The following is a 21,808-nucleotide window of genomic DNA, read 5'->3' as shown; positions in this document are numbered from 1 at the left end:
CGCACCCGGTTTCGGGCCCCCGGTGGCCGCCGATCCCGGTGGCTACTCGGCGACCCCGATGTCCTCGTTCCACAGGGCGGGCCGCTCCCGGATGAAGCGCGCCATCATCTCGACGCACCGCGAGTCGTCGAGGAGCGTCACCGCGACGCCGTGCTCGGCGAGCCAGTCGTGGCCGCCGGTGAACGTCACGCTCTCGCCGATCACCAGACTGCCGATGCCGAACTGGCGGATCAGGCCGCTGCAGTACCAGCAGGGGGACAGGGTGGTCACCATGATCGTGGACCGGTAGTCGCGCTGGCGGCCCGCGGCGCGGAACGCCGCGGTCTCGGCGTGCACCGAGGGGTCGTCGTCCTGGACCCTGCGGTTGTGGCCGCGCCCGAGCAGGGTCCCGTCGGCGTCGAACAGCGCCGCGCCGATCGGGATGCCGCCCTCCGCCAGACCGGCCTCGGCCTCGGCGACCGCCACCTCGAGCAGCCGGGCAGCGAGCTCGCCCGGCACCGCCGCGTCCGTCGTCCGGTTCATGGCTTCACCCCAATGGACGCGCGCGGCGCTGTCAACGACCGCGCGTGCCGGAGTGCCCGAGTCCTCAGACCACGCGGGCGTAGAGCGCACGCTCCCAGGGGAAGTTGCAGGGATGGGAGGAGTACACGACCATGTCGTTCTTCCACCCGCTGACGGTGATGTACGGGAAGCCGACGACCGGCGCGCACGTCACCTCGATCCGGTGCCAGCCGGGGAACGGGAAGCACATCGAGTGCCCCATGCTGCCCGAGGCCCAGGCGCCGCACGGGGCGGCCTGCGCGGGCGCGCTGGTCAATGTCATCGTGGACCCGATGACCACGGCGGTGAACACTCCCGCCGCGGCGCGGCGAATCATCTTGTTCATGTCCGGACCTTCCGAAGGGAGCCGATTGTGCGCAGGAACGCCTGCCTCCCTGCCGGACGGAGAACGGTCCGGCGCGGCCCGCGGGCCCCGGCTACGGGCCCGGCCGCCGTTGTGCGCGTGCCGCCCGGAGTGAACCGAACGCACCACATTGTTAAACGGTATGTGACATAGGTCACACATGCAATGACCAGGTGTTATGCGGCGAAAGTCCTGGATTGCGATACGAGCGGCCCCGTGGACGCACATGCTCTGCACGGGTGTTGGTCGGCCGTTCATCCGATTGGCCGACAGGCGACCGGCGGATCGCCTAACCTGCACGAGTTGTTGCTCTATCGAGGGGTCGGATTTTGTCGAGGGAACGCGGGCCCGTCGGGGGTCACGGTATTGCGGGCTCCACCGAGGAGCGCTCGGTCTCCAGGGGCGAGCTGTTTCCCCTTTCGGCTGCTCAGCGCGGTATCTGGTTTGCGCAGCACCTGCTCGGGGACGTCCCGATCGCGATCGCGCAGTACGTCGAGATCGTCGGCGATCTGGACGTCGAGGCGCTCGCCGACGCCGGTGCCACGGCGGCCCGCGAGATGGGCACCGGCATGCTTCGGATCACCGAGGTCGACGCCGAGCCGTTCCAGCAGATCGACCACTCGCTGGAGGACCGGATGTCGCACCTCGACTTCCGTGGCGACGAGGACCCGCATGCCGCGGCCCAGGCCTGGATGCGCGCCGAGTACAGCGCGCCGATGGACCTGCTCTCGGATCGTCTGATCCAGTCGGTGACCCTGCGCGTCGGCGACGACCACTACTACTGGTACTCCCGCATCCACCACATCGCGCTCGACGGCTTCGGCGCAATGACCTTCATGGGCCGCACCGCCGAGCGGTACACCGCCCACGTCGAGGGCCGCGAACCCGACGAGCTCAAGGCCAGCGCGCTGCCGGACATCAGCGCCGAGGAGGCGACCTACCGCGGCTCCAGCCGGTTCGAGAAGGACCGCGACCACTGGGCGGAGCGGGCCCGCGACCTGCCGCCCGCGATCAGCCTCTCCGGCCGCACCGGCCCGGTCGGCGCCTCCTCGCTGGTGGTCAGCGGTCCGCTGCCCGCCGCGGCCGAGGCCGCCGTGGCGCGTCTCGCGGACCGGCAGTCAGGGGCCTCGCTGGCGACCGTCGCCGTCGCCGCCGTCGCCGCCTATCTGTCCCGGCTCACCGGCGAGGACGACATCGCGCTGAGCCTGCCGGTGTCGGCCCGCACCACCGCCAAGCTCCGTCGCTCCGGCGGCATGGTGTCCAACGTGGTCCCGCTGCGGCTGACCGTCGCCGACGACACCACCTCCGCCGACCTGATCGGCGACGTCGCGCTCGAGCTGACCGGCGCGCTGCGGCATCAGCGCTACCGGCACGAGGACATCCGGCGCGATGCCGGGTCGGGCAGCGCCCGGCGCGGTTTCTTCGGCCCCGCCATCAACATCATGATGTTCCACAACGAGATCCGGCTCGGCGAGCTGGTCGGCCGGCTCAACGTGCTCACCACCGGGCCCGTCGAGGACATCTCCGTCAACATCTACCCGAGCGTCGCGGGCAGTCGCGCGCACATCGACTTCGAGGCCAATCCCAACCTGTACACGGAGGCGGAACTGCGCGGGCACCACGCGCGGTTCCTCGAGTTCTTCGGCGCGTTCGCCGAATCGGAGCCGGACGCCGCCGTCACCGCCCTCGAGGTGCTGCACCCGGACGAGTACGCGGACCTGGTGCCGTTCCGTGGCCCGGCGGCGCTGCCCGCCCGCACGCTGCCGGACCTGCTCACCGCGGGCGCCGCCGCCAATCCGGACGGCATCGCGATCTGGACGTCGGAGACCGAGGTCAGCTACCGCGAGCTCGACGCGAAGTCGAACCGGCTGGCGAGGCTGCTCATCGACGCGGGCGCCGGGCCGGAGACCTTTGTCGCGCTGGCGTTCTCCCGCTCGGCCGATGCGCTGGTCGCGTGCTGGGCGGTCGCGAAGACCGGGGCGTCCTTCGTGCCGATCGACCCGAAGCTGCCCGCCGACCGGATCAGCCACATGCTCGACGACTCGGGCGTGCTGCTCGGGCTCACCGGCGCCGACCAGGTCTCGCTGCTGCCGGATTTCGTCGACTGGATCGTCCTCGACGACACCGCGGTCCGGCGCCGCTGCGAGTCGCGCTCGGCGGCACGGATCTCCGATGCCGATCGGGTGGCCCCGCTCGCGGTCGGCAACACCGCCTACATGATCTACACCTCCGGGTCGACCGGCGTGCCGAAGGGCGTGCTCGTCACCCACGCGGCGCTCGTCGATTTCGCCGCCGGCTCCCGCGACGAGCTGCGGATCACCGCGGCCTCGCGGGTGCTGCGGTTCTCCTCCGCCAGCTTCGACGCCTCCGTCTTCGAGATGATCCAGGCGTTCAGCGCCGGGGCCACGATGGTCGTCGCGCCCGAGCACATGTTCGGCGGCGACGAACTCGCCGCACTGCTGCGGGAGCAGCGGGTGACCCACATCCTGTCGGCACCGACCCTGCTCAGCACCGTCGACCCGCAGGGCCTCGAGCACCTCGAGGCGGTGGTGGTCGGCGGCGACATCTGCACCCCCGACCTGGTCGCGCGGTTCGCGGACGTCTGCCGTTTCACCAACAGCTACGGCCCGACGGAAACCACCATCGTCATCACGACCGGCGATCCCCTGGAGCCCGGCGCGCCCATCACCATCGGCCGTCCCATCCAGGGCGCCGAGGTGATGGTGCTGGACCGCAAGCTGCGGCCGGTGCCGGTCGGCGTCGTCGGTGAGCTGTACCTGGCGGGTGCCGGCCTGGCGCGCGGCTACCACCGCCGCCCGGAGCTGACCGCGGACCGGTTCGTGGCCAATCCCTTCGGCGCGCCCGGTTCCCGGATGTACCGCAGCGGCGACGAGGTCCGGTGGACCGGCGACCACCAGCTCGACTTCGTCGGCCGGTCCGACTTCCAGGTGAAGATCCGCGGATTCCGCATCGAACTGGGCGAGATCGACGCGGCCCTGCTGGCCCAGGACGGCATCGACTTCGCGGTGACCATCGCCTACGAGACCGCCAGTGGCAGCACCGCCCTGGTGTCCTACGTGCGGCCCGAGCCGGGCGCCGGCATCGACGCGGTCGCGGTCACCGCCCGGCTCGCCGAGTTCCTGCCCGCACACATGGTGCCCGCCGCGGTGATGCCGCTCGAGCAGGTGCCGCTCACCTCGGCGGGCAAGCTCGACCGTCGGGCACTGCCCGAGCCGGTCTTCGGTTCGCGCGATCAGCAGTACCGGGCGCCGAGCACCGAGGCGGAGAAGCTCATCGCGGGCGTCGTCGAGGAGGCGCTCGGCCTGGACCGGTTGAGCGTGGACGAGTCCCTGTTCGCGGTCGGCGCGGACAGCATCATCGCCATGCAGATCGTGGCCCGCGCCCGCGCGCTGGGGCTGAGTTTCACCGCGCGGGAAGTGTTCGAACGCAAGACCGTTGCCGAGATCGCGAAGATCGCGGTGCCGGTGACCGCGGCGCCCGTGGCGACGCTCACCGAGCTCGAGGGCGGGGGAGTCGGGCCCGTCGCGCTGACGCCGATCGCGGCTTCGATCCTGGGTCGCGGCGACTTCGACGCCTTCTATCAGTCGGTCCTGCTGACCCTGCCCGAGGAGGTCGACGCCGACCGGCTCGGGCGGGCGCTGCAGGCCGTACTCGACCGGCACGACGCGCTCCGCTCGCGCCTGCGCCGCGACGCCGACGGGGAGTGGGTCTTCGAGATCGGCGCGCCGGGAACGGTCGGCGCGGCCGCGTTGATCACCCGGGTCGCGACTCCGGCCGAGCCGGGCAGCCCGGAGTTCGACGAGCTGCTCCTCGCCGAATGCTCATCCGCCGCACGGCGTTTGGATCCCGGCGCCGGGGTCATGGCACAGCTCGTCTGGATCGACCCGCAGGCGTCGGCCGGCCGCCTGCTCGTGGTCATCCACCATCTCGCCGTCGACGGGGTGTCCTGGCGGATCCTGCTGCCGGACCTCGCCACCGCCTGGGCCCAGATCGGTGCGGGCGCCGAACCGGACCTGGCGCCGGTGGCCACCTCGCTGCGCCGCTGGGCCCAAGGGGTGCTGGACTCGGCGCACGCGGGCGACCACGCCGCGGAGCTGCCGCGCTGGCGGGAGATCCTCGAGGGGCCCGACCCACTGCTCGGCCGCCGCCCGCTCGACCCGGCGGGCGACCTCGTCGGGGACGCCGATCGGGTGCAGGTGGAGCTGGATGCGGCCACCACGCAGAGCCTGCTCACCACGCTGCCCGCCGCGTTCGGCTGCGGCGTCAACGACGGGCTGCTGTCCGCGCTCGCCGTCGCGCTGGTGCAGTGGCGCCGCGATCGCGGGATCGCCGAGCCGTCCGTGCTGCTGACCCTCGAGGGCCACGGCCGCGAGGAGGAGGCCGTCGCTGGCGCGGACCTGTCCCGCACGGTCGGCTGGTTCACCAGCGCCTTCCCGGTGCGCCTCGAGGTGCCGGCCGGCGACCTGCACGACGTGCTGGCCGGCGGCCCCACCGCGGGCACCGTGATCAAGGCGGTCAAGGAGCAACTGCTCGACGTGCCCTCGCGCGGTATCGGTTTCGGTGTGCTGCGCCACCTCGACGCGGAGGCGGGGGCCGTGCTGGCGCCGCTGCCCACACCGCAGATCAGCTTCAACTACCTCGGCAGGCTCGGTACCGGGCACCTGGGCGAGGCGCTGCGGCACCTGGGCTTCACCCCCGACCCGGCCGCCCCGGACCTGAACGCGGGCAGCGGACTGGCGATGAGCGCGGCCGTTGCCGTCGACATCAACGCGATGGTGGTGGACGGCGCCGACGGGCCGGTCCTGCAGGCGTCGTTCGCATTCCAGCCGGCCGTGCTCACCGCCGACGAGATCGACGCGTTCGCTGGGCTGTGGCGCCGCGCGCTCGAGGGCCTCGCCGCTCATGCCGAGCGACCCGACGCGGGCGGACTGACCCCGTCGGACGTGCCGCTGGTGACCGTCAGCCAGCACGAGATCGACCGCTGGCATCACCGCTACCCCTCGCTGACCGACGTGTGGTCGCTGTCCCCGCTGCAGTCCGGCCTTCTGTTCCACGCGACCCTGGCCGCGGACACCGTCGACGTCTACACCGCGCAGCTCGTGATGGACCTGGCCGGAACCGTCGACCCGGCCCGCCTCTGCGGCGCCGCGAACGCGCTGGTGGCCCATCACCCGAACCTGCGCACCGCATTCGTCTACGACGACAACGGAATTGCCGTCCAGCTCGTGCTCGACCAGGTGGAGGTGCCGTTCCGGGAGATCGACCTGACCGACGTCGCCGAGGACTCCCGCGAGGCCGAACTCGCGCGCCTGCTGGACGAGGAGCGGGTGGCCCGGTTCGCGATGGACCGGCCGCCGCTGCTGCGGATGATGCTGATCCGCCTCTCCGCCGATCGGTGCGTGCTCGCGCTGATCAACCACCACATCATCCTCGACGGCTGGTCGATGCCGTTGCTGGTGCGGGAGCTGCTGGTCCGGTATGCCGCGGGCGACGCGGGAGCCGGGTTGCTCGCCTCGGGCCATGTCGTCACCTCGGGCGGAGCCTCGGGCCGTGTCACCGATGCGCGCCGCTACCGGGACTACCTGGAGTGGCGTGCGCACTGGGATGCTGACGACTCGGCCCGCGTGTGGGCGGACGCCCTCGACGGGGTGACCGAGCCGACGTTGATCGCGTCCGCGCAGGCGCCCGCCGCGGGTCTCGGCCTGCCCGGTGAGGTGGACGTCGAGCTGCCCGCCGGACTGGTGGACGCACTCGGCGACCTCGCCCGCGGCCACGGCGTCACCCTCAACACCGTCATCCAGACGGCGTGGGGACTGCTGTTGTCCCGCTTGCTCTCCCGCGACGACATCCTGTTCGGCGCCACGGTGTCCGGCCGGCCCGCACAGCTGCCCGGCGTCGAGGAGATCCTCGGCCTGTTCATCAACACCGTGCCGGTGCGGGTCCGGGTGGATCCGCACGCGAGCGTCGCGGAGCTGCTGCGCCGGGTGCAGGACGAGCAGACCGCGCTGCTTGAGCACCATCAGCTGGGGCTCGCCGACATCCAGGCCCGGACCGGACTGGGGCCGCTGTTCGACACCCTGACCGTCTTCGAGTCCTACCCGGTGGACCGCGCCGGGTTCGACGAGAACACCGACATCGCCGGCATGCGCGTCACCGGGCTCGAGGGTCGCGATGCGACGCACTATCCGCTGACCCTGATGTCGATCCTCGACCCGCACCTGCACCTGCACCTGCGGTACCGCACCGACCTGTTCGACCTCATGGAGGCCACCACGCTCGCGGACCGGCTGGCGCTGGTCCTCCGTGCGATTGCCGCGGACCCCGAGATCCCCGCCGGCGGTGTCGAGGTCCTGGGCTCCACCGAACGCGAGCTCGTGCTGACGAGCTGGAACGACACCGACCACGACGTCGCGCCCGCCACCCTGGTCGACCTGTTCGACGCGCAGGTGGCCCGGACGCCCGACGGGATCGCGGTCGTCTTCGGCACCGAGGCGCTGACCTATGCCGAGTTCGACGCAAGGGCGAATCGGTTGGCGCGCTACCTGATCGCTGCCGGTGTCGGGCCGGAGTCGCTCGTCGGGATCGCCATGCGCCGCTCGGCGGAGATGGTGGTCGCGATCCATGCGGTGCTCAAGGCGGGCGGCGCCTACGTGCCGATCGACCCCGAACAGCCGGACGAGCGAATCGAGTACGTCGCCGGGCTGTCCGCTCCGGTGCTGGTGCTGAGCACCGCCGCCGACCGCGAGTCGATGCCCCCCTCCGTCGCGACGGTCGCGGTGGACGAGCTCGATCTCGCGGGGCTCTCACCGTCCGCGGTGCGCGAGACGGACCGGTCGGCGCCGCTGCGCCCGCACGGCACCGCGTACGTGATCTTCACGTCCGGATCGACCGGCAGGCCCAAGGGCGTCGCGGTCCCGCACCGGGGAATCGTCAACCGCCTGCGCTGGATGCAGGAGAGCTACCCGCTGGGCGAGGACGACGTGGTGCTCCTCAAGACCCCCGCGACGTTCGACGTCTCGGTGTGGGAACTGTTCTGGCCGCTGCAGACCGGGGCACGAACGGTGATCGCCGAACCGGACGGTCACCGCGATCCCGCCTACCTCGAGACGGTGATCCGCGAGTACGGCGTCACCACCATGCATTTCGTGCCGTCGATGCTCGAGGTGTTCCTGATGGGCGCCGACATCGGCAGGTGCGGCTCGCTGCGCCGGATCTTCACCAGCGGTGAGGCGCTCGCGCCGGGCACCGTCGCGGCATTGCACGACCGCACCGACGCGGAGCTGCACAACCTGTACGGGCCGACCGAGGCCTCCGTCGACGTCACCTACCACCGCACCACGGCGGGCGAGACGGTCGTCCCGATCGGTGCGCCGGTGTGGAACACCCAGACCTTCGTGCTCGACGCCGGGCTGCGGCCCGCGCCGGTCGGTGTCGCGGGCGAGCTCTATCTGGCGGGCGTGCAGCTGGCCCGCGGATACGTCGCGCGGCCGGACCTCACCGCGGATCGCTTCGTGGCGAACCCGTTCGGCGAGCCCGGTTCTCGGATGTACCGGACTGGCGACCTGGTCCGCTGGAACGTGTCCGGGGAGCTGGAGTACATCGGTCGCACCGACTTCCAGGTCAAGCTGCGCGGACAGCGGATCGAGCTCGGCGAGATCGAGGCCGCCCTGCTGCGCGACGACCGCGTGGCCCAGGCGGTCGTGGTGGTCCGCGGCGACGGGCCGGCGGGGGACTACCTGGCGGCCTACGCGGTGCCCGCCACCGGTCCCGAGGGCGGCGATCGGGTGCTGGACGAGTCACGCCTGGTCACCGGCGCGGTGCTGGACGCGGTCGCCGCGGCGCTGCCGCGGTACATGGTGCCCTCGGTGCTGACGGTTCTCGACGAGCTACCGCTGAACCCGAGCGGCAAGCTGGACCGCAAGGCGCTGCCCGCCCCCGAGTTCGTGGGCACCGCCGAGTTCGTGGCCGCGAGCACCCCGACGGAACTGAGCCTGGCCGAGATCTACGGGGACGTCCTCGGATCCGAGCACCCGGTCGGCGCCGCGGACAGCTTCTTCGACCTCGGCGGCAACTCGCTGGCCGCGACGAGGCTGCTGGCCCGGGTCAACGCCGAGTTCGGTACCCGGGTGAGCGTGCGCGAGTTGTTCGAGGCGCCGACGGTCGCCGGTCTGGCCGCCGTCGTCGACGACGTGCTCACCGGGCACGTGCAGCGCCCGGAGCTGGTCGCCGGTCCGCGCCCGGATCCGATCCCGTTGTCCCCGGCACAGTCCCGGATGTGGTTCCTCAACCGGTTCGACCCCGCCTCGGGTGCGTACAACGTCGCCGCCGCACTGCGGATGACGGGCACGCTCGACGTCGATGCGCTCGCGGAGGCCGTCGCGGACCTGCTCGAGCGGCACGAGTCGCTGCGGACGGTGTACCCGGACTCGCCGTCCGGCCCGTATCAGCAGATCCTGCCGACGTCCGAGGCGCTCGACGAGCTCGCCCTGGACGCGCTGCGCGGCGACGAGACGGTCGGCACCGCCGAATTGGCCGAGCGTGTCCGGGCCGCGGTGGCCTCCGGCTTCGACGTCACCGCCGAGATCCCGCTGGACCTCACGCTGCTCGCGGCAGGCCCCGACGACCACGTGCTGGTCGTGGTGGTGCACCACATCAGCATCGACGGCTGGTCGATCCAGGCGCTCGCCCGGGATCTGGTGCAGGCCTACTCCGCCCGCACCGACGGACAGGCGCCGTCCTGGGCGCCGCTGCCCGTGCAGTACGCGGACTACGCGGTGTGGAAGCGTGCCGTGCTCGGCTCGGAGGACGACCCGGACTCCACGGCCGCCCGCCAGATCGACTACTGGACCGCGGCCCTGGCCGGCGTGCCCGAGGTGCTGGCCCTGCCCACCGATCGCAGGCGGCCCGCGGTGCCGTCCTTCCGCGGCGGAACCGTCGAGTGCGCACTCGACGCCGCCGCCTACGGCGCGGTGAAGGACCTTGCCCGGTCGACGAACTCGACCCCGTTCATGGTGTTGCACGCCGCGCTCGCCGTGCTGCTCGCGCGGATGAGCGGCACCGGCGACATCGCCGTCGGCACCCCGGTGGCCGGGCGAGGCGAGCAGGCCCTCGACGACGTCGTCGGAATGTTCGTCAACACGCTGGTCCTGCGCACCCAGGTGGACCCGGCTCGCTCGTTCGCGGCGCTGCTCGACCAGGTCCGGGCCACCGATCTGGCCGCGTACGGCAACGCCGACGTGCCCTTCGAGCGTCTCGTCGAGGTGATCAGCCCGGCCCGCTCGACCGCACACCACCCGCTGTTCCAGGTGGTCCTCGCGCTCGAGGACGCCCGCGAACACGCCATCGCCCTGCCCGGCCTGCAGATCGCCTCGGAGCCGATCGATTTCGGGATCGCGAAGTTCGATCTGCAGCTGACCGTGACGGAGCACTTCGACGACAGCGGCGATCCGTCCGGCGCGGTCGCGGCCTTCACCTACGCGCGGGACCTGTTCGACCGCCGCACCGCCCTGGGCTTCGCGGCGCGCTTCCTGACCATCCTGCGCGACGGTGCGGGAGACCCCTCGCGGCCCGTCGGCGACCTCGACCTGCTCGACGCCGACGAGCGCGCGACGCTGGTGCCGGTGACCGGCCCGGCGCCGGCCCCGATCCGCACGCTGCCCGACCTGCTGCTCGGCTCGATCCGGGACCCGCGCGACATCGCGCTGATCCAGGGCGAGACCCGGCTCACCTACGGCGTGCTGGACGAGCGCTCGAACCGGTTGGCCCGGTTGTTGATCTCGCGCGGAGTCGGCCCGGAATCGTATGTCGCGCTTGCCGTGCCGCGCTCGATCGAGTCGGTCCTGGCGCTGTGGGCGGTGGCGAAGACGGGCGCGGCGTTCCTGCCGATCGACCCGACCTACCCCGCCGAGCGGATCGCGCACATGGTCGCCGATTCCGCGGTGACCATCGGTGTCACCCTGTCCGCCCACCGGGGCGAACTCCCGGACGCGGTGTCCTGGCTGTCGATCGACGATGACGTAACGGCGGCCGAGCTGTCCGCCGCGCCTGCCGGCCCCGTCGCCGACGCCGACCGGCTCGCACCGCTGCGGCCCGGGCACCCGGCGTACATGATCTACACCTCGGGCTCGACCGGCACGCCCAAGGGCGTGGTGGTCACGCACCGCGGACTCGCCTCCTTCGTGGCCGCGCAGCGGGCGGCCTACGCCGCCGGACCGGATTCGCGCACGCTGCATTTCGCGTCGCCGAGCTTCGACGCGTCGATCCTCGAACTGCTGATGGCGGTCGGCGCGGGCGCGGCCATGGTCGTGGTGCCGGTGGGGGTCTACGGCGGCGCCGAACTGGCGGAGGTGCTCCGGGCGGGTGGCGTCACGCACGCCTTCGTCACGCCCGGCGCGCTCGCCACCCTCGACCCGGACGGGCTGGACGCGATCGGCGTGGTCGTCGTCGGCGGCGACGCCTGCGAACAGGAACTGGTCCGGCGGTGGGCGCCGGGACGCCGGATGTTCAACGCGTACGGTCCGACCGAGTCGACCATCATGGCCACCCACCAGGGGCCGCTGGATCCGGGGAAGCCGGTCTCGATCGGCGCGCCGGTCGTCGGCACCGACGCCGTCGTCCTCGACGGGCGGCTGCACCCGGTCCCCGCCGGGGTCGCGGGCGAGCTGTACGTCACCGGTGTGGGCCTGGCGCGTGGCTACCACGGCCGGTCCGGGCTCACCGCGCAGCGGTTCGTCGCGAATCCGTTCGGCGAGCCGGGTTCGCGGTTGTACCGCACCGGCGACCTGGTTCGGTACACGGCGGCCGGCGAGCTGGAGTACCTGGGCCGCACCGACTTCCAGGTGAAGGTCCGCGGCCACCGCGTCGAGCTCGGCGAGATCGACGCGGTGCTGGCCGGGCACGCGAGCGTGCAGACGGCGATCACCGTCGGCCACACCGGCTCGGACGGCGTGGTGGCGGTGGTGTCCTATGTGCTGCCCGCGGCGGGGCGGACCGCCGATCCGGACACCCTGACCGAGCACGCCCGGGAGCTGCTGCCGGTCTACATGGTGCCGTCCGCGATCACCGTCCTGGACGAGCTGCCGCTGACCCCGGCGGGGAAGGTCGACACCCGGGCGCTGCCGGTGCCGGTGTTCACGGTCCGCGAGTTCGTCGCGCCGCGCACCCGCACCGAGACCTCCGTGGCCGACGTGTTCGCCGAGGTGCTCGGCCTCGAGCGGGTCGGCGCGGCGGACGACTTCTTCGCGATCGGCGGCAACTCGCTGAGCGCGACCCGGGCGATGTCCCGGATCAACGCGATCGCCGGCACCGGGCTGGGCGTGCGGGAGCTGTTCGAGGCGACCACTGTCGCGGCGCTGGCCGCCCGGGTCGACGGCGCGCAGCGGGAGATCGTCCGGCCGGAGCTCGTGGCCGAGGCCCGTCCCGCGTGGGTGCCGCTCTCGGCCGCACAGCAGCGGATGTGGTTCCTCAACCAGTTCGACCCGCAGTCGCCGGCCTACAACATCCCGCTGGCCGTCCGGCTGACCGGCGAGCTGGACGTGGCCGCGCTGGCGGCCGCGGTGCGCGATGTGATCGAGCGGCACGAGTCGCTGCGCACGGTGTTCCCGGCCGCCGATGACGGCCCGCATCAGGTGATCGTGCCCGCGGCGCGTGTCGAGCTCGACCTGACGCCCGTCCAGGTCGACGGCGAGGACGAGCTGCGTGCGGCCATGCTGACGCTGCTGTCGCGGGGCTTCGACGTGACCGCCGCGGTTCCCGTGCGCGGCAGCCTCTTCCGGCTCGCCGGCAGTTCCGATGGTCGCTCCGCAAGCTCCGCCGAGGGCCAGCACGTGCTGGTGCTCGTGGTGCACCACATCAGCGCCGACGGCGCCTCGACGGTGCCCCTCGCGCGCGACCTCATGCTCGCCTACTCCGCGCGGACCATCGGTGAGCAGCCGTCCTGGCTGCCGTTGCCCGTGCAGTACGCCGATTTCGCGCTCTGGCAGCGTCGGGTGCTCGGCGACGAGGCGGACCCGCTGTCCGTCTCGGCCCGGCAGCTCGCGTACTGGCGCGGTCAGCTCGCGGGCACGCCGGGCGTGCTCGAGCTGCCGACGGATCGGCCCCGGCCCGCGATCGCGTCGTTCCGGGGCGCCCGCGCGGACCTCGAGGTCGGCGCCGAGCTGACCGCGGCGCTGAACGCGCTGGCACGCGAGCACAACGCGACGCTGTTCATGGTGCTGCACGCCGCGCTGTCGGTGCTGCTGGCCCGGCTCAGCGGGAGCACCGACATCTCGGTGGGCACCCCGATCGCGGGCCGCGGCGAGCAGGCGCTCGACGACGTGGTCGGCATGTTCGTCAACACGCTGGTGCTGCGCACCCAGGTCGAGCCGGGCGCCCCCTTCGTCGACGTGCTGACGAACACCAGGGGAGTGGACCTGGCCGCGTACGGCCACGCCGACGTGCCCTTCGAGCAGGTCGTGGACGCGGCGAATCCGCCTCGGTCGCAGGCACACTCGCCGCTGTTCCAGGTGGGGCTGTCGCTGCAGAACCAGGGCGTCGGCTCGCTGGAGCTGCCGGGCCTGCAGGTGGCCGCGCTCGACCCCGGCGTCGACGTCGCGAAGTTCGACCTGGAGCTCACCTTCCGCGAGCTCGGCGCGGGCGGCGGCATGGCCGCCTCGGTGACCTACGCCGCCGACCTGTTCGACCACGACACCGTGGACGCGTTCGCGCGTCGGCTGCTGCGGGTGCTCGAGGCCGTCGCGGCGGACCCGGGGATCGCGGTCGGGGATGTCCCGGTGCTCGACGAGGCCGAACGGCTCGCCGCACAGGCGGGCCCGGCCCTACCCGCACCGCCGGTGCGCACGCTGCCGCAGATCCTCGCGGCCGGCGCGGCCATCGACCCGGACGGCGTGGCCCTGCGCTGCGCGGGCGCCGAGATGTCCTACGCGGACCTCGATGCCGAGTCGAACCGCCTGGCGCGGGTGCTGCTGCGCCGCGGCATCGGTGCGGAGTCGTTCGTGGCCACCTCGTTCGTGCGGTCCGCCGAATCCGTGGTCGCCCTCTGGGCGGTGGCGAAGACGGGGGCGGCCTTCGTGCCGATCGACCCGGCGCTGCCCGCCGAGCGCGCGCGGCACATGCTCACCGACTCGGGGGCGGTCCTCGGACTCACCGTCGCCGGTGAGCGCGAGCGGCTGCCCGGCGAGGTCGAGTGGCTCGCGCTCGACGACGAGGCGCTCGCCCGCGAATCGGCGGCACTGCCCGCGGGTCCGGTGACGGCGGACGAGCTCGGCGCGCCGATCGATCCGGCGGGCGCCGCGTACATGATCTACACCTCCGGTTCCACCGGCGTCCCGAAGGGCGTGGTGGTCACCCACACCGGGCTGTCCACCTTCTGCGCGGACGTGCGCACCGAGCTGGACGTGACGAGTGCGTCTCGGGTGCTGCGGTTCTCGTCGTCGAGCTTCGACGCGTCCGTGTTCGAGATGCTGGTCGGGTTCAGCGCGGGCGCGACCATGGTCATCGCACCCCCGGGCGTCATCGGCGGCGGCGAGCTGGCCGCGCTGCTGCGGGCCGAGCGGGTCAGCCACATCCTGACCGCGCCCGCCGCGCTCGGCACCGTCGACGCGGAGGGGCTCGACGACCTGCGCTCGGTCATGGTCGGCGGCGACGTCTGCCCGCCCGAGTTGGTGGCCCGGTTCGCGCCCGGTCGCCGGTTCTTCAACAGCTACGGCCCCACCGAGAGCACCATCGTCATCACCGTGACCGAGCCGCTGCGCGAAGGCGACCGGATCACCATCGGGACCCCGCTCGAGGGTGCCGGGGCGGCCGTGCTCGACCGACGGCTGCGTCCCGTCCCCGTCGGGGTGGTCGGCGAGCTGTACCTGTCCGGGCCCGGCCTCGCCCGCGGCTACCACCGCCGCGGCGCCCTGACGGCCTCGAGCTTCGTGGCGAACCCGTACGGCGACGGCGAGCGGATGTATCGCACCGGCGACCTGGTGCGCCGAACCCGCGACGGGGCACTGGATTTCGTCGGCCGCGGCGACACCCAGGTCCAGCTGCGCGGCCTGCGCATCGAGCTGGGCGAGATCGAGGCGGCGCTGGTCGGCCGCCCGGGCGTCGCCCAATCGGTGGTCGCACTGCACCGCGACCCGCACACCGGGGAGAACCTGGTCGGGTATGTGATTGCGGAGGCGGGCGCCGTCCTGGACCCGCAGGAGCTGCGCGCGGCGATCGGCGAGGCGCTGCCCGCCTACATGGTGCCGTCGGCGGTGATGGTGCTGGACGCGCTGCCGATCAACGCGACCGGCAAGCTGGACCGGCGCGCGTTGCCGGTGCCTGCGTTCGTGACCGACCGCGAGTTCCGCGGTCCGACGAACCCGGTCGAGGAGGCCATCGCCGGGATCTACGCCGAGCTGCTCGGCGCGGAGCGGGTGTCGGTGGACGACAGCTTCTTCGAGCTCGGCGGGAACTCGCTGTTGGCCACGCGGCTGGTGGCCCGGGTGAACTCCGCGCTGGGCACCTCGCTGGCGATCCGGGTGGTGTTCGATCACCCGACGGTCGCGGAGCTGGCCGTGCGCGCCGAGTCCGCGTCCCGGGAGTCCGGTCGGATCCCGCTGGCGAGGATGGAACGGCCCGAACGGATTCCGCTGTCGCTGGCACAGCAGCGGATGTGGTTCCTCAACCGCTTCGACACGGCCTCCGCGGTGAACAACATCCCGCTCGCGCTGCGGTTGTCCGGCAGGCTCGACGTGGCCGCCCTGCGCGCCGCGGTGGCCGATGCGATCGAACGGCACGAGTCGCTGCGCACCGTGTACCCGGACACCGATGCCGGACCGTGCCAGGTGATCCTGCCCGCCGACCAGGCGGTCCCGGAGCTGGTGCCGATCCCGGTCGGCGACGACGAGGTGCTGACGTGGGTGATCGAGCTGGCCTCCACCGGCTTCGACGTCACCACCGAGATCCCGCTGCACGTGCGGCTGCTGCGGGTCGGCGAGACCGAGCACGTACTCGCGCTGGTGGTGCACCACATCTCGGCGGACGGCTTCTCGATGGGTCCGCTGGCGCGGGACGTGATGGTCGCCTACTCGGCGCACCTGCACGGGGCGCAGCCGTCCTGGGCGCCGCTCGAGGTGCAATACGCGGACTACAGCCTCTGGCAGCGGGCGGTGCTCGGCGACGAGCAGGACCCGGACTCTGTGGCCGCGCGTCAGGTCGGCTACTGGACCGCCGAGCTGGCGGGCCTGCCCGAGCAACTCGACCTGCCCGCCGACCGGCCTCGGCCCGCCGAGCAGTCCTACCGCGGCGACACCTACGCGTTCACCCTGGACGCCCGGATGCACCGCGCGCTCCTGGATCTCGCCCGCGGCCAGGACTCCACCCTGTTCATGGTGATGCACGCCGCCCTCGCGGTGCTGCTGAGCCGGTTGAGCAACGAATCCGACATCGCGATCGGATCGCCCATCGCCGGTCGCGGCGAAGAGGCGCTCGACGACCTGGTCGGCATGTTCGTCAACACCCTCGTGCTGCGCACCCGGGTCAGCCCGGAGCAGCGATTCGCCGAGGTGCTCGACCTGGTGCGTGCAGGCGACCTGGCCGCCTTCGGCCACGCGGACGTGCCGTTCGAGCGGCTCGTCGAGGTGCTCAACCCGACCCGGTCGACCGCCCGGCACCCGCTGTTCCAGGTGGCGCTGTCCTTCCACAATCTCGAACGCAACCGGTTCACCCTGCCGGACCTCGAGATCGGGGTGCTCGACGCCGGGTTCGAGCCGGCGAAGTTCGACCTGCACCTGACGCTGGTGGACCGGCACGACGATTCGGGGGAACCCGCGGAGATCGCCGCGTCCTTCACCTACGCCACCGACCTGTTCGACCGGGACACCGTTGCGCAGTTCGCGGCCCGGTTCGAGCGGATCCTGCGGACCGTGGTGGCCGACCGCGACGCCGTCGTCGGCGACATCCCGATCCTCGACGACCTGCACCGCGAGGAGCTGGTGTCGGCGTGGAACGAGACCGCCCATCCGGTGCCCGCGACGACCCTCGCCGAGTTGTTCGACGCGCAGGTGCGCCGGACGCCGGCGGCGATCGCGACGGTGTTCGAGGGCGAGGAGCTGACCTACGCCCAGTTCGATGCGCGGGTCAACAGGCTGGCCCGCGAGCTCATCGCCCACGGCGTCGGCCCGGAAGCCCGGGTGGGACTGGCGATCCGGCGTTCGGTGGAGTTGGTCGTTGCGATGTATGCGGTCGCCAAGGCCGGCGGCGTGTACGTGCCGATCGACCCGGACCACCCGGCCGAGCGCACCGCCTACGTGCTCGACTCGGCGCGGCCGGTGGTCGTGCTGACCACGACCGGTGTCTCCGTCACGCCGCCCGAGGGGGTGGAGCTGCTGCTGGTCGACGCGCTCGGTGACGACCGCAGTCCCGCGCCGATCACCGATGCGGACCGGATCGCCCCGCTGCGGCCGGAGAACACCGCGTACGTGATCTACACGTCCGGCTCGACGGGGCGCCCGAAGGGCGTCGCGGTGCCGCACCGGGCGATCGCGAACCAGCTGCTGTGGAAGCAGTCCGAGTATCGGCTGGACGCCGACGATGCGGTGATGCTGAAGACCGCGGCCACCTTCGACCTGTCGGTGTGGGAGTTCTGGTGGGCGCTGACCGCCGGGGCCCGGTTGGTGATCGCGAAGCCCGGTGGCGAGCAGGACCCGGCGTACCTTGCCCGGCTCATGCGCGAGAGTCGCGTCACCACGATGCACTTCGTGCCGTCGCTGCTGACGGCGTTCCTGGCGTCGGTGGGCCCGGAGCCGGTCGACTCGCTGCGCCGGGTGATCTGCATCGGTGAGGCGCTGCCCGCCGAGACGGTCCGCCGGTTCGCCGAGTTCAGTGACGCGGCGGTGTTCAACCTGTACGGGCCCACCGAGGCGGCGGTGAGTGTGACCCACCACCGCTGCGGGCCCGAGGTCGAGCGCACCGTGCCGATCGGTGTGCCCGAGTGGAACACCCAGGTGTACGTGCTCGACGCGCGCCTGCACCCGGTGCCCGTCGGGGTGCCCGGTGAGTTGTACATCGCCGGCGCTCAGCTCGCACACGGGTACACGGGCCGCGCTGACCTGACGGCCGAGCGATTCGTCGCGAATCCGTTCGGCCCGGACGGCTCCCGGATGTACCGCACCGGTGACGTGGTGCGCTGGCTGGGCCGCGAGCACGGTGAACTCGACTATGTCGGCCGCAGCGACTTCCAGGTGAAGCTGCGCGGGTTCCGGATCGAGCTTGGCGAGATCGAGTCGGCGCTGACCGCGCACCCGGATGTCGACGCGTCCGTGGTCCTGGTGCACCGCGGACCACACGGCGCCGAGAGCCTGGTGGCCTACGCGGTGCCCGTCGCGGGCGAGGCGCCGACCGCGGAGCCCCTGCTCGCCTTCGTGGGCGAGCGGGTGCCGAGCTACATGGTGCCGTCGCTGGTCGTGTTCCTGGACGAGCTGCCGCTCAACGTGAACGGCAAGCTCGACCGGAAGGCACTGCCCGAGCCGGAGTTCCTCAGCTCCAGCGCCTTCCGCGCACCCTCGACACCCTCCGAGCAGATCATCGCGGGCATCTTCGCGGACCTGCTCGACCGCCCGCGGATCGGCGCCGAGGACAACTTCTTCGACGTCGGCGGAAACTCGTTGCTCGCGACGAGGGTGACCGCGCGGATGGGCGAGGTCTTCGATGCCGCCGTCAGCGTTCGCGAGTTCTTCGAGGATCCGACGGTGGCGGCGCTGGCCCGCCGGGTGGACGCGCACGACCCGAACCGGCCCCGGCTCGGGGCCCGGCCGCGGCCGGCGCAGATCCCGCTCGCGCCCGCGCAGGAGCGGATCTGGGTCGCCAACCACGAGACCCGCAACGGGGACTGGAACATCCCGGTCGCATTGCGGATTCGCGGTCCGCTCGACGTGGAGGTCCTGGGCGCGGCCGCGGCCGACGTGGTGACCCGGCACGAGGCGCTGCGCACGGTGTACCCGGACTCCCCGACGGGGCCGGTGCAGGTCCTGGTGCCCGCAGAGGACGCGATCCCGGAGCTGCGGCGCGTCGAGGTGTCGGCGGCCGAGCTCGACGAGCAGGTGCAGCGGTACCTGTGGGCAGACTACGACGTCTCCCGCGAATTGCCCTTGCGGATGCGGTTGTTCGCGCTCGGCGAGGACGATCACGTGCTCGCGATCGTCGTCCATCACATCGCCGCGGACGGGGCCAGCATGGGCGTGCTCACCCGCGACGTGATGATCGCCTACGCCGCGCGCACGGCGGGCATCGAACCGCAATGGGCGCCGCTGGAGGTGCAGTACGGCGACTACACGATGTGGAAGCACGAGGTGCTCGGCGACGACGCGGACACCGAGGGCGAGGCGCACCGGCAGCTGCAGTACTGGCTGCGGGCACTGGAGGGCAGGACCCGCCGCCTCGAACTCGCGGGCCCGGGCCGGGTGAAGCGGACGACCGCCGGGGCCACCGCGGGCGTGTCGATCGACGCGGACACCCACGCGGCGCTGCTGGCGCTGGCGCACGAGTGCCGGGCCAGCCTGTTCATGGTGATGCAGGCCGCGTTCGCGGTCCTGGTCAGCGATCTCGCGTCCGCTGCGGACGTCACGCTGGCCACCTCGATCGCGGGCCGCGACGAGGCGGCGCTGGCCGAGGTCGTCGGGAACTTCTCCGACGATGTGCTGATGCCGGTGACCGTCCACGAGGGCGAGCCGTTCACGGAGCTGGTCGCCCAGGTGCGTGACGTCGCGCTGGGTGCCTTCGCCCACCCGGACGTCTCGAATCCCCGCCTGCAGGAGGCGCTCGGAACCCGGGACCGCCTGTTCCAGGTGGAGCTGATCCTGCAGCCCGGCGGCGGCGAGATCGACGTGGACCTGGGCGGGCTGCGGATCGAGGGGCACCCGTTCGTCACCGAGGTCGCCAAGCACGACATCGAGTTCAGCCTCAACGACCACTACGATGACGACGGCGCGCCCGCGGGTATCACCGGTGGCGTGCTGTATTCGACCGATCTGTTCGACGCGGCGGCAGGGGAGCTGCTCGTGAAGCGCTACACGGAGATTCTGTCGACCGTGAGCAGGGATACCAGGGGGACCGAGTGAGACAGCCGCCGAAGCTCGTGTCGGTCGTCATCCCGGCCTACAACGCGCGCGGCGTGATCGACGAGCAACTCGAGGCGCTCGCCGCGCAGGACTATGCCGGCGACCTGGAGGTCGTGGTCGGAGACAACCGGTCCACGGACGGGCTGGGAGATCACCTGGCGGACCATCCCTTACGGGAGCGGTTGAGACTGCGGTACGTCGACGCCCCCGACGTGCAGTGCGCGGCGCACGCCCGCAACGCCGGTGTCGCCGCGTCGAACGGCGAGTTCCTGGCCTTCTGCGATGCGGATGATCGCGCGCACCCGGGGTGGCTGTCGGCACTGGTGGAGGCTGCTCGCGAGTTCGACATGGTGAGCGGCGGGCTGGAGACCGGTTCGATCAACGCACCCGAGATCGCGGAGCGCGTCATTATGGCGCCACCGGAACGCGGCTTCGAGTTCCCGGGGTTCCTCGCGTTCGCCAGCGGCAGCAACTGTGGGGTCTGGCGGGACGTCTTCGATGCCGTCGGGGGATGGGACGAGTCGTTCGGCCATGCGGGGGAGGACATGGACTTCTCCTGGCGCACCCAGTTGGCGGGCTACTCGCTCGGCCACGCCCCTGAGGCCATGACCGCGTACCGGCTCCGGACCAGCTACCGGGCGCTGTGGGACCAGAGCGTCTCCTACGGGGAGGTCGATCCGCTGCTGTACGCGCGGTACCGGGCCGACGGGTTCCGTCGGAACCTGCTCGCCCTCCCCGTGGTGGCGGTGTTGCTGGTGATCCGAAACCCGTTGCTGCCCAGAGCTGTCACCCGTCTTCCGCGGGGGCAGTGGTTGACCTACCTGGCCCGCGCGGTCGGTCGCGTCCGCGGCAGCATCAGACACCGGGTCTGGTTCGTCTAGACGAACCAGATCCGGTACTTCACGCTGCCGGAGATCCGGCCCGCCGCGAAGGCGGTGTAGTAGATCCAGCCGCCCGTGGACAGGCGGGAGATGAACCGGGGGACGATCGGACTCCGGAACACCAGGGCCAGCGCGAACACGAGGAGCGGCAACGGCTTGGTGGGCCGCAGGCCGTACCAGCGGTAGTGCCGGTAGAGCTCGGGTCCTGCCTGGCCGTAGGCAAACGACTGGCGCCACAGGGCTCGATAGTTGTCACGGAGCCGATACGCCACCATGGCCTTCGGCTCGTGTCCCAAGGTGAAGCCCGCGAGCTGTATCCGCCAGGTGAAGTCGACGTCCTCGCCGACGTTCAGGGATTCGTCGAAGCCGCCGACCGAGTCGAAGACCCGGCGCCACAGCCCGAGGTTGCCCGACAGCCCGAAGTTGAGGAAATCCGGTGTCTCCTCGGGCTTGTCCGGGGGCTGCACCGGTCGCCAGGAGGCAACCTTCGGGGTGTTGAGGGTCGTGGTCTCGACGGGCCCGCTCACGGAGTCGTACTCCTGCCCCGCCGCGACCAACGCGCCGAGCCACTCCGGGTGCACCATGTCGTCGGCGTCGCAGAAGACCAGGTACTCGCCCCGGGCCGCTGCGGCTCCCGCGTTTCGCGCGTGGGGGGCGCCCTTCGTCGCGGAGGAGTCGATGCGCCGGAGGTCGAGGATCTCTCGGAGCGGGTGGCCGTCGATGTGCTCGGCGAGGCCGTCGGTGGAGCCGTTGTCACTGACGATGACCTCGAACGCGCCCTGGTAGTCCTGCTCCGCCAGCGCGGTCAACTGCACATCGATGACGCCCATCGTGTTGTAGGCGGGGATGATCACCGAGACGAGGTCAGGGCTTTTCGCTGGCATGGCGTTCCTCACGACTTCATGACGATGAAC

The 21,808-nt window shown here is 72.0% G+C and carries 5 protein-coding genes; 2 read left to right on the top strand and 3 right to left on the bottom strand.

Translation table 11 applies throughout. The features are described 5' to 3' along the window. Positions 1-42 precede the first annotated feature (42 nt). Positions 43-522 carry a nucleoside deaminase gene (locus ACFQS9_RS17310; RefSeq protein WP_378406880.1) on the bottom strand — a complete coding sequence of 160 codons (480 nt, stop codon included), beginning with the start codon at positions 520-522 and terminating at the stop codon, positions 43-45. A gap of 64 nt (positions 523-586) precedes the next feature. Then, a complete protein-coding gene (locus ACFQS9_RS17305) occupies positions 587-886 on the bottom strand; it encodes a hypothetical protein (protein WP_378406878.1) in 300 nt (99 codons plus the stop codon). Between the two features lie 347 nt (positions 887-1,233). Between ACFQS9_RS17305 and ACFQS9_RS17300 the strand changes: the two genes are divergently transcribed. Further along, positions 1,234-20,013, top strand: coding sequence for a non-ribosomal peptide synthase/polyketide synthase (locus ACFQS9_RS17300; protein ID WP_378406876.1), 18,780 nt, complete (start codon positions 1,234-1,236; stop codon positions 20,011-20,013). Then, positions 20,010-20,894, top strand: a complete 885-nt coding sequence (locus ACFQS9_RS17295; RefSeq protein ID WP_378406874.1) for a glycosyltransferase family 2 protein — start codon at positions 20,010-20,012, stop codon at positions 20,892-20,894. Before ACFQS9_RS17300 ends, ACFQS9_RS17295 begins: the two co-directional genes overlap by 4 nt. Here ACFQS9_RS17295 and ACFQS9_RS17290 read toward each other — a convergent pair. Then, positions 20,891-21,778, bottom strand: coding sequence for a glycosyltransferase family 2 protein (locus ACFQS9_RS17290; protein WP_378406872.1), 888 nt, complete (start codon positions 21,776-21,778; stop codon positions 20,891-20,893). The two genes, ACFQS9_RS17295 and ACFQS9_RS17290, sit on opposite strands and share 4 nt — an antisense overlap. Between the last annotated feature and the right edge of the window lie 30 nt (positions 21,779-21,808).

It is taken from the genome of Rhodococcus daqingensis, assembly GCF_042665615.1.
Lineage (GTDB): Bacteria > Actinomycetota > Actinomycetes > Mycobacteriales > Mycobacteriaceae > Rhodococcus_G > Rhodococcus_G daqingensis.
The sequence above is the reverse complement of the archived record's forward strand: the minus strand, read 5'-3'. Positions and strand labels throughout refer to the sequence as shown.